This window comes from Sphingomonas echinoides (assembly GCF_029623395.1).
Lineage (GTDB): Bacteria > Pseudomonadota > Alphaproteobacteria > Sphingomonadales > Sphingomonadaceae > Sphingomonas > Sphingomonas echinoides_A.
This window is the reverse complement of the sequence record NZ_JAPYKK010000008.1, coordinates 133,854-144,431: the sequence shown is the minus strand read 5'-3', so window position 1 is coordinate 144,431 and position 10,578 is coordinate 133,854. Positions and strand designations below refer to the sequence as shown.

Sequence of the window (10,578 nt, the reverse complement as noted above, 5' to 3'; positions counted from 1 at the left end):
CCCGAGGCGGTCGCCAACCGCGATCAGGATCGCTTCGGCGACACCTTCGGGATTCGTAACGACGTCCGAGTTCCAGAAGCGAAGGACCGACCAGCCGAGACCTTCGAGGAATTCGGTGCGTTCGGCGTCATGGACCGACTCGATATGCTGACTGCCGTCGAACTCAACTGCCAGTCGAACGCTGCGACAGGCGAGATCGAGGATGTAGCGGCCTACTACCAATTGCCGGGTGAATCTCGGGCGGTAGGACCGCAAGCGAAGCCAGATCAGCCGCTCCGCCTCGGTGGCGTTGGTTCGCAAGTCGCGGGCGCGCCCTGTCATCAGGGGCGGGACGCGCGGCATTCTGCGAGACTGGCGGTGGGAAATACGGATAGCAACCCACCCCCAGCCCCTCCCTTGCAGGGAGGGGAGCAGGACAACCGCCGCGCGCACCTCCCCTCCCTGGAAGGGAGGGGTCGGAGGTGGGTCGGCCCGAGGCGGCGGGTGCCCGTTGCTTAAAGTGCAATCCCCGCGGCCCAGCCGCTCGCCCAGGCCCATTGGAAGTTATACCCGCCCAACCATCCGGTCACGTCGACCGCTTCGCCGATCGCATACAACCCCGGCACCTTGCGGGACTCCATCGTCTGCGATGACAGTTCGGCAGTCGAAATCCCGCCAGCGGTCACCTCGGCCTTGGCGAAGCCTTCCGTCCCGTTGGGCGTGAAGCGCCAGTCGGCGAGTTGCCGCGAGGCCGCATCGACCGCCTTGTCGGTTGCGGCGCCCATCTCGCCCTCGATGCCGAGCCGGTCCGCCAGCGTCTCGGCCAGCCGCCCGGGCAAGTGATTCGACAAGGCCGACGCAAGCGACACCCGCGGTCGTGCATGTTTCGCCGCAACCAGCCAGCCGGGTTTGAGCGCAGGCAGGAAATCGATCCCGACCGGATCGCCGTGCCGCCAGTAAGACGACACCTGCAGGATCGCCGGTCCGCTCAACCCCTTGTGCGTGAACAGTGCCGCCTCGCGGAAGTGCGTCTTGCCGACCTTGGCGACCACCTCTGCGGCGACCCCGGAGAGCGAGCGGAACAGCGTCTCCTCGCCGCCCAGCGTGAACGGCACCAATGCAGGGCGCGGCTCGACGATCTTCATCCCGAAGCGGCGACCAAGATCATAGGCGAAGCCGGTCGCACCCATTTGCGGGATCGATGGCCCGCCGGTCGCGATCACCAGCGCGGGCGCGGTGACGGTGCGCTGGCCGAAGCTGACGCGATACTGGCCATCGGCATGCTCGACATCGCGCACCGCGCCGCCGAGCGCAATCTCGACTCCCCCCGCATCGCATTCGTCCTGGAGCATCGCGACGATCTGCTTGGCCGAGCCATCGCAGAACAATTGCCCGAGCGTCTTTTCGTGCCACGCGATCCCGTAGCGGTCGACCAGCGCGATGAAGTCGGCGGCGGTGTAGCGGCCGAGCGCGGACTTGGCGAAATGCTTGTTGGCGGAAATGTAGCGGTCGGCGGCGGTGTTCACATTGGTGAAATTGCACCGCCCGCCGCCCGAGATCAGGATCTTCTTTCCGATCTGGTCGGCATGGTCGATCAGCAGCACGCGTTTACCGCGCTGGCCCGCGACGGCAGCGGTCATGAGGCCGGCGGCGCCTGCGCCGAGGATGATCGCGTCATAGGAATTGGAGGTCATCCGCTCGCCTTAGAGCGATGCCGGGACAAACAGAACCGTTTCGTGGTGGCGTACGGCAGCTAGTCCGCCAGCTGCGTCTCGATTCGCAAATCCCCCGTGAGCGTGCGGTGCACCGGGCATTTGTCCGCGATCTCCAGCATCCGCTCGCGCTGCGCGGGGGTGAGATCGCCCTCCAGTGTCACCACCCGCTCGATCACCTCGATCTGCGCGCACTTCCCTGCCGCAGCAGCGCAATCGTCGGCGTGGCGACGCCCGTGGTGCAGCGTCACTTCGACCCCCTCCAGCGGAATGCCCTCACGCTCCGCGACCAGCCGCAGCGTCATCGCGGTGCAACTCCCCAGCGCGGCTAGCAACAGATCGTAGGGCGTCGGCCCGAGATCGCTCCCGCCGTTCGCGACCGGCTCGTCCGCAAGCAGGCTGTGCCCCGCCGATTCGACGATCTGGACGAATTTCGCTTCGGTCGAGCTGACGCGGACATGCCCCTCGGGCACCGCGTCGACCGGCATCGCCGCGCCGAGGAACGGCTGGACCCAGGCAGCGATGATCTGCGCGACATAGCTTGCCTGGTCGGCATCGGTCAGCAGATGGTCCGCACCGTCCAGCGCAACGAAGCTCTTGGGATGCTTCGCCGCCTCGAAGATCGCGCGCGCATTCTCGACCGAGACGGTCGCGTCGGTCGCCGAATGCAGCACCAGCAGCGCGCGCTTCAATCGCGCGAGCCGGTCGGCCTGATCCTGCCCCTCGACCGAGGCGAGGAACGCGCGCCCGATCCGGAACGGACGGCCGCCGATCGACACGTCGCGCGGTTCGTCCTCCAGATCGTCCGCACCCTTGATGAGATGGAGCACATGGCGCGGATCGAATGGCGCGGCGATCGTCACGACTGCGCGCGCCGACTCGATCCTCTCCGCTGCGGCGATCACCGCCGCCCCGCCGAGCGAATGGCCGATCAGGATCGCGGGCGCGCCGACGTCACCCGACAGGAACTCGGCTGCGGCAACCAGATCGTCGACGTTCGCGCTGAAGTGGCTATCGGCGAACGCGCCTTCGCTTGCGCCGAGCCCGGTGAAATCGAACCGCAAGGTCGCGATCCCCTGTTCGGCGAGCGCGAGGCTGACGCGGCGCGCGGCATGGCTTTGCGCGGTGCAGGTGAAGCAATGCGCGAACAGCGCAACCGCACGAATCCGCCCGGGCGGCAGATCGAGCGCGCCGGCCAGCTGGTCCCCCTGCGCATTGGGAAAGGTTACATCGCGCTTCATTACCGTCTCCGTCTCAGGTCGCCGCGCACGACCCTGAAACGCGGTACCGATACGCGCAAGCGCCGCGCGCTAGAGCGAGCGCCCGATCAGCTCCTTCATGATCTCGTTCGTCCCCCCAAAGATCCGCGTCACGCGCGCCGCGCGCCACGCCCGCGCGATCGGATATTCGTTCATATAGCCAGCCCCGCCGTGAAGCTGGAGGCAGGCGTCCATCACTTCCCATTGCAGGTCGGTGTGCCACAATTTGGCGGCGGCGCCTTCCTCGTTGGTCAGTTCGCCCTTCAAATGCCGCGTGATCGCCCAGTCGAGATGCGCCCAGCCGACCTGCAATTTCGCTTTCAGGTCGGCGAGCACGAAGCGCGTGTTCTGGAAATCGAACACCATTCCCGCGAAGGCCTTGCGCGTCTTGGTGAATTCGACCGTCTCGTCGAACGCCTTTTGCGCCGACGCATGGACCGACACCGCGATCGACAAGCGCTCCTGTGGCAGCTGGCTCATCAGATAGATGAAGCCCTTGCCCTCCTCGCCGAGGCAATTGGTCATCGGCACGCGGACATCCTCGAAGAACAGCTCGGAGGTGTCGGCGGCGTCCTGCCCGATCTTGTCGAGCTTGCGGCCCTTGCTGAACCCCTCGCGGTCGCTTTCGACCAGGATGATCGACATGCCCTTCCACGCGGGCTTGGCATCGGGATCGGTCTTGGCGACGACCAACGTCAGGTCGGTGTTCTGCCCGTTGGTGATGTAGGTCTTGGAGCCGTTGATGACGTAATGATTGCCATCCTTCTTCGCGGTCGTGCGGATCGCCTGGAGGTCGCTCCCGGTGCCGGGCTCGGTCATCGCGATCGCGGTGATCACGTCGCCCGAGACGAGCTTGGGCAGCCACTGCGCCTTCTGCTCCTCCGACCCATAGGTTTCGAGATAGCCGCAGACGATGTCCGACTGGAGCGAGAAGCCCGCGGGCACGCCGTTATACGCCATCTCCTCGTCGACGATCGCATTATAGCCGAAGTCGAGCCCGAGCCCGCCATAGGCCTCGGGCACCGTCGGGCAGAGCATCCCGATCTCGCCCGCCTTGCGCCAGAAATCCTTGGGGACGAGCCGGTCTTCCTCCCATTGATTGACATGGGGGACGCCTTCCTTCTGCAGGAAGCTCCGCACCGTCTGGCGGAACGCCTCGTGATCCTCGGTATACGCGAAGCGGCCGGCGACGGAGTCGAGCGTCATCAGATCAGTCCTCTCTTGCAACCTTGTTTTGTCGAGATGTGCGGGGGGATGACGCGAACGTCAACGACTATCGCGAAAGCCTTCGCTCGACACGCACGGGCAGGGGGGTATGCTACGAGAAAACCGCAGGAGAGTTCATGAAACTGGCAAGCCTCAAGTCCGGCCGTGACGGTGCCCTCGTCGTCGTGTCGAACGATCTCGCCTGGTATGCCGACGCCAGCCACATCGCGCCAACGCTCCAGGCGGCGCTCGACGACTGGGACCGGCTCGCGCCCGATCTCGAAAATCTCAGCACCGATCTGGAGCATGAGATGATCCCGATGCGGCGCTTCCACGAACATGCCGCCGCATCGCCGCTGCCGCGCGCGTATCAATGGGCGGATGGGTCTGCCTATGTGAACCACGTCGCCTTGGTGCGGCAGGCGCGCTCGGCCGAAATGCCCGACAGCTTCTGGCATGATCCCTTGATGTATCAGGGCGGATCGGACGGGTTCCTCGGCCCGCGCGACGCAATCCCGCTCGCGGACGAAAGCTGGGGCTGCGATTTCGAGGGTGAAGTGGTGGTCGTGACGGGCGATGTCGCGCAGGGCGCGACGCGAGAAGAGGCGCTTGCCTCGGTTCGGCTGGTCGGGCTGACCAATGACGTGTCGCTCCGCAACCTGATCCCGGGGGAACTCGGCAAGGGGTTCGGCTTCTTCCAGTCCAAGCCCGCGAGCGCCTTTTCGCCGGTGTTCGTGACGCCCGAGTCGCTCGGCGACTCGTGGCAGGACGGCAAGCTCCACCGCACGCTGATGATCGACCTCAACGGCCAGCCGTTCGGGCGAGTCGCGGCGGGCGAGGACATGACCTTCGATTTCGGCACCTTGATCGCACATGCCGCCAAGACGCGCGCGCTGGGCGCGGGAACGATCGTCGGGTCGGGCACCGTGTCCAACCGTGACGCGGACGGCGGCCCGGGCAAGCCGATCGCGGCGGGCGGCGTCGGCTATGCCTGCCTGGCCGAGGTACGGACGGTCGAGACGATCCTCGAAGGCGCGGCCAAGACGCCGTTCCTCAAGGCCGGCGACACGGTGCGGATCTGGGCGGAGGACGACAAACGCCATCCGATCTTCGGGGTGATCGAGCAGACCGTCGGATAACGCCGCCACTCCCGGCGCCGTCTCCGTCAGAAGGGTTCCCCGGCCTGCGCCGGGGAAGCATCTCGCTTAAAACTCGTCCCAGTCATCCTTGTCGCGGACCAGTGCCGGGATGGCGGCGGCGGGCAGGGGCTTGACCGGCGCGAGATAAGCGGGCGTCGGCGTCGCGGCGACTGCGCGCGGTGGTGCGGGTGCCTTGGCCACGGCCGGCTTTGCGGCGGGAACGGGCCGGGCGGCGGCGGCGGCGGCGGTCGGTGCCGGCAGGTGGCCGATCGTGAACACCGCCGCCTTTTGCATCAGGACGCCGACTTCGCCGTTGAGGGTGCGGGCCGCCGCGGAGGCTTCCTCGACCATCGCGGCATTCTGCTGGGTGCCTTCGTCCATGCTCTGGATCGCGGTCGCGATCTGCTGGATCGCGGACGCTTGCGCACTGTTGTCGATCGACATCGCCGCGAGCAGTTCGTGCACCACGCCGACGTCGTCCGAAATCGCGACCAGCGCGTGATCGACCTTGTGAACCGCATCGACCGCGAGGACGACGTCGTTCTGCGTCGCGGTAAGCTGTTCGCGCGCGCGCTTGGCTTCTTCTTCCGAGCGCATCGCGAGTTGCCCGACGAGATCCGCGACGACCGCGAAGCCGCGTCCGGATTCGCCAGCCCGTCCCGCTTCGACCGCGGCGTTCATCGCCAGCACGCGCGTCTGGAACGCGATCTTGTCGAGCCCTTCGATGACGCTGTCGATGCCCTTCGCGCTATCCGATACGCGGTGCATCGCCTGCACCGCTTCGCCCGCGGTATCGCGCCCGGTGCCGACCGTGGCGATTGCCTGGTCCGCGCGCTGGACCGTGCTGTGCGCCTTGTCCGCCCCCGTGCGGAGCCGTTCGTTGATCTGCGTGACCGCAGCGGAGGTTTCCTCGAGCGAGGCCGCGCTCGATTCGGTGCGCCGGGCGAGATCGTCCGATGCCTGTTCGATTTCGGTCGATCCGTTGCGGATCGACCGCGCGCTTTCGGAAACCGCGCCGATCAGGTCGCGCAGGCTGGTGAGCGCGGCGTTGTAATGCGTCTTGAGCGCGGCGTAGCCCTCGGGGAAATGCCGGTCGATCGGTCGGGTCAGATCGCCCTTCGCCATCAGTTCGAGGTGCGCGGAGACCGCGTCGATCACCATCGCCTGGTCGGCATCGGCCTGCTTCTTCACCGCTTCCGCCCGGGCCTGCTCCTGCGCATTGTCCCGCAAGATCACCAGCGCGCGCGCCATTGCGCCGACTTCGTCCTGCCGATCGACTTCGCTGACCGCGATCCCATTGTCCCCGGCGGCAAGGTTTCGCATCCCGGCTTCCATCGTGCCGAGCGGACCGGCGATCGTGCGGCGCGTGACCAGAATGCTGATGCCGATCGCGCCGATGACGCTGAGCAGGCCGACGGCCATCATGGTGCGCTTGGTCGCCGCGGCATCGTCCGAAAGCCGCTTGGTCAGCACGTTCGACGCGCTCTCGCGCTCGGTCATCACGGCGGCCAGTTCCGCGCCGAACCGCGCATCAAGCCGATCAGCTTCCGTCAGCAACTGGCGGGCGGCGTCGTTTTGGTTGCGGAGGCCGTAGCGGGTGGACCTTGCGACGGTCTGCTCGACCTGTGCCAGCCGCGACTGGAGCGCTGCGATCTTGGGTGCCACCGCCGGGTCTGCCTGGCCGATCTTCTGGAGCAGTGCGCGGGCGGCATCGCCCTGCTGGCGCACGGCGGTCGCCGCGGCGCGGGCCTCGGCGCTGGCGCCATCATACGCCATCACCTTATATCCGGAGTACACCATGGTTCCCGATGCGTCGCCAACCTGCGCGAGCCGGACATTGTTTGGGAGGGTTGCGGTCGTGAGGCTGGCGTAGCTCGTGCTCAGCGCGCTCAATTGGTTTGCGCCATTGTACACGACGACCAGCATGACGATACCGAGCGACACCAACAACGTGGCGATCTTCACGGCGATCTTGAGATTTGAGAAAATGTTCATCGACGCCCCTTTGCGTACCTGTCTGTCCGGCCGGGCCGAGACGACGAAATGATCCCGAACATTATAGATGCGGCGTGCCGCGCCCGGTGCTGGCGGCGGGGGAAATGCGGTCAGCGCAAATAGTCGACCAGGCTGAGGCCGCTCAGTTGGCTGAAGACCGAGTAGCTCGCCTGCAGCATCGTCTTCTGTTGCGACAGATCCATTGCGATTTGGCCGAGGTCGGCGTCCTCGTTGGCGCTGATGATCCCCTTGAACAGGATTGCGCGGTCGTCCGCCCGTGTCGCGAGAGTCTCGGCCTTGGCCTGCCGATGACCGTTCTCGGCGTTGACCGCGCGCACGCCGGTCATCGCGGTGTCGAGCGCGCTGCCCGCCGCCTTCAGCGCCGCGTGCTGCGCGGTGGTCAGCGCTCCGGTAAACGGACCGGCATCGGCCAGCGTGCGGAATATCTGTGCCAAACCGCCGCCCACGTCGCTCGCGGTGATCCCATAGGTCATGTCTAGATTGTCCGCGACGCGCGCGCTTGCCCGGACGGTGCCGTTGCTGAAATCGGTCGTGGGATCCGCCGCCAGATCGGCCAGCTTCGACGGTGCGAACGGGGGCGTGCTTTCGCCGCCCCCGAACAGCGGCACGCCGCCCTCATCGGCGTTGAGCAGCGCCGAGAATTGCGAGAAGGCGCTCTCGATCGTGTCCTGCAGGCCCGCGGTTTCGCCGGTGCCCTGCGCGGTCAGCAGGCTTTGCTGGAGGCTGGTGCCGAGCGTGTCGATCCCGGTGATCGCGGTGTCGTACAACGACAGCGTCGTGCCGAGTTGCCGTGCGACCCCCGATTGCGCTTCGGCGCGCGCAAGCATCGAATGCGTCGACAGCGTCCGGACCGCCGCGCTGCCCAGCGCGGCGAGATCGTTGGCCTTCCGCCCGGAGGCGAGCTGCGCCTGCGTCACCGCAAGCCGTTCCTGGTTGCGCTGGATGGCGTTGGCGGTGAGGCGCTGTTGCGGGATGGTGGCGATGCGGGTCATCTGGGGTCCTTTCAGCGAACCATCGTCAGCAGCGTGTCGTACATCGCGGTGACCGTGCTGATGACGCGCGCGGCGGCGGAATAGCTGTTCTGCAGCACGACCATCTGCGACAGTTCCTCGTCGATGTTGACGCCGGAGAAGCTGTCGCGCCGGTTGACCGTATCGTCGCGTCGCGCGGTGGCTTCGGTGAGGCGCGCCTTGGCGAGTGCGGCATTGCTGCCCGCACCGCCCAGGACTTGCGCGGCGCGGTGGTCAACCGACATCACGCCCGCCATGCCGAGGTCGATCGGCCGCGACGCCGCATCGGCGTAACCTGCACCCCCCCGGCGATCGATGCTGCCGAGCGCAATCCCGCCGGGCGCCGCCGTGGTATCGAGCAGGGCGAGCGGCAGGCGCGCCGCGTTGCTCTTGATGTCGGGGCGGATCTCGCCGGATCCGAGCGCGCTGGCGGTGCCGGTCAGCCCGGCGATCATCGTGAAACTGCGCCCGGTGCCCGCACGATCGGTCGAATCGCTCGGGATGGACAGCATCGCCCCCGCCACGCTGGGGTTGGCCGAGAAGCGCATCCGGCCCGCGGAATCGAGCGCGAAACTACCGTGTTGGCCGAGCGGGCTGCCGTTAAGATCCGCGACGAGATCGCCGAAACTGCCCCCCGCGGCGGGGGTGAGCGTATGCTGTGCCAACACCCGCCCCGCGCCGTCGCGCAGCATCATTTGCACGGTTCCCCCAGCGGCGAAGCCGTGCGGGTCGCCGGCGGCGAAACCGCTCGGCACGTTCAGCCCGCCCGACCGGATCAGGTCGTTCATGCCGAACGTTTGCGACAGACCGATCCCGGCGCGCTGCGCGGGGGTGGCGGGGTCCTGCCCGATCGCGATCCCGGTGCCGGGTGCGCTCGCCGACAGGGTCAGCCGTCCATTCGCAAAGCTTGCGATGGCGCTGCCGCCAAGCCCGGCGTTGATTGCCGCGACCATGTCGCCGACGGTCGCTTGCGGTCCCATCGCGTCGAAATCGAGCTTGGTCGAGACGACGAGCTTGCCCGCCGTATCGGTGACCGCGACGGTCGCCTTGCCGGTGAAACCGAGCCGGTCGGTGGCGGTCAGCGCGGTGGCCGTGCCGACCAGTTGCGCCGGCGCGGGCGTCGCGGTCGCCGCGTTGGACGCCGCGTTGAGCGATTGGCTGAGCCCGGTGAACAGGCTGCCCAGCTGGTCGCGAAACCCCGGAATTGCGCGATCGCGCAGATCGAGCAGCGCGCCAAGCTTGCCGCCGACCGCGGCATTGTCGATACGGTCGCCGGTCGCCACGCCGGGCAGCCCGGCGGAATCGGCGAAGCGGATGTCGACCCCGGGATAGGCCGGTTGTGCCGCCCCCGCGCTGTTGCCGCCGTTTGGATAGGACAGCAACCGTAGCCGCTGGTCGAGCAACGGCGCACCGCTCGCGGTATCGATCGTGACGCGGCCATCGGGTTGGTCGCGGACCGTCACGCCGATGAGGCCGCTGAGATCCTGGATCGCGAGCATCCGCTGGTCCGACAGGCCGGACGAACTGCGCCCGAGCCCGTCGAGCCGCGACACCGAGTCGTTGAGCGTGCTGATCTGCGTCAGCAACGCATTCACGCGTGACACCGTGTCACCGACTTCGGCGTCGGCATCGGCGGACAGGCTGGCGGCGTCGCGGTCGACTTGCTGGAGCGAGCCGATCGCATCGGCCGTCTTGGCGACGAATGCATCGGCGTTCTGCGCGACCGCGAGCGACCCGGTGAGCGCGACCCCCGCGCTGGAGATCGCGTCGAGTTGCGCGGTCAGGCTCGATTCTGCGCCGGGTGCGCTGAGCAACGCCTGGAGCCGGTCGAGATACCCTGCGGTGGTTTCCGCCGCGCCGACGTCGCCTGCGCGGCGATAGCTTGCGGCTTCGAGGAAACGGTCCGCGACCCGCGTCGTCTCGCCGACGACCACGCCGCTGACGCGCCCGCCGACGACGTTGGTCGAGATATTGAGCTTTTCGCGCGCGTATCCGGCGGTGCCGACGTTGGCGATGTTGGTGGACACCACGCGCAACCCCGCCTGCGCGGCGTTGAGCCCCGACATGGCGGATCCGAGAATATCGCTGAGCGCCATGTCTTCTGCCCTTTCGTCGCGCGCCGGTGGCTTTTGGTTCTGGCGTGTCCCCGTCGCCGCCCGCGGCTTGCCGCGGTCCCTGTTGCTAGGGGCCCTTCGACGACGCTCAGGGCGAACGGGGGGTGTTGATGGGGTTCGGATCCATCCCAAACCCGTTCGGG

General features: G+C 67.3%; 8 protein-coding genes. 1 reads left to right on the top strand and 7 read right to left on the bottom strand.

Annotation, left to right across the window (positions count from 1 at the left end):
* The 4 genes from QBJ92_RS07350 to QBJ92_RS07335 form a co-directional block, all read right to left on the bottom strand.
* Positions 1-342 (bottom strand): endonuclease domain-containing protein (locus QBJ92_RS07350; RefSeq protein WP_277969032.1); only part of this gene is annotated, 342 nt, incomplete at its 3' end.
* A 152-nt stretch (positions 343-494) separates the two neighbouring features.
* Positions 495-1,673, bottom strand: a complete 1,179-nt coding sequence (locus QBJ92_RS07345; RefSeq protein ID WP_277969031.1) for an NAD(P)/FAD-dependent oxidoreductase — start codon at positions 1,671-1,673, stop codon at positions 495-497.
* 59 nt (positions 1,674-1,732) lie between these two features.
* Positions 1,733-2,932, bottom strand: a complete 1,200-nt coding sequence (locus tag QBJ92_RS07340) for a bifunctional alpha/beta hydrolase/OsmC family protein (protein ID WP_277969030.1) — start codon at positions 2,930-2,932, stop codon at positions 1,733-1,735.
* Positions 2,933-3,001: 69 nt separating this feature from the next.
* Complete coding sequence (locus tag QBJ92_RS07335) at positions 3,002-4,156, bottom strand: acyl-CoA dehydrogenase family protein (protein ID WP_277969029.1); 1,155 nt, start codon at positions 4,154-4,156, stop codon at positions 3,002-3,004.
* A gap of 137 nt (positions 4,157-4,293) precedes the next feature.
* Here QBJ92_RS07335 and QBJ92_RS07330 point away from each other — a divergent pair, with 137 nt between their 5' ends.
* Positions 4,294-5,295 carry a fumarylacetoacetate hydrolase family protein gene (locus QBJ92_RS07330; RefSeq protein WP_277969028.1) on the top strand — a complete coding sequence of 334 codons (1,002 nt, stop codon included), beginning with the start codon at positions 4,294-4,296 and terminating at the stop codon, positions 5,293-5,295.
* A 66-nt stretch (positions 5,296-5,361) separates the two neighbouring features.
* Here the strand turns inward: QBJ92_RS07330 and QBJ92_RS07325 are convergent, their stop codons facing one another.
* From QBJ92_RS07325 to QBJ92_RS07315, 3 genes are all read right to left on the bottom strand, one after another.
* Entirely contained in the window at positions 5,362-7,290 is a 1,929-nt protein-coding gene (locus QBJ92_RS07325) for a methyl-accepting chemotaxis protein (protein ID WP_277969027.1), read from the bottom strand.
* Between the two features lie 110 nt (positions 7,291-7,400).
* Positions 7,401-8,303: a flagellin gene (locus QBJ92_RS07320; protein ID WP_277969026.1), complete on the bottom strand. Its 903-nt coding sequence runs from the start codon at positions 8,301-8,303 to the stop codon at positions 7,401-7,403.
* 11 nt (positions 8,304-8,314) lie between these two features.
* The gene (locus QBJ92_RS07315) at positions 8,315-10,417 is read right to left on the bottom strand and encodes a FlgK family flagellar hook-associated protein (protein ID WP_277969025.1); all 2,103 of its coding nucleotides are present in this window, start codon (positions 10,415-10,417) and stop codon (positions 8,315-8,317) included.
* Positions 10,418-10,578: the final 161 nt, after the last annotated feature.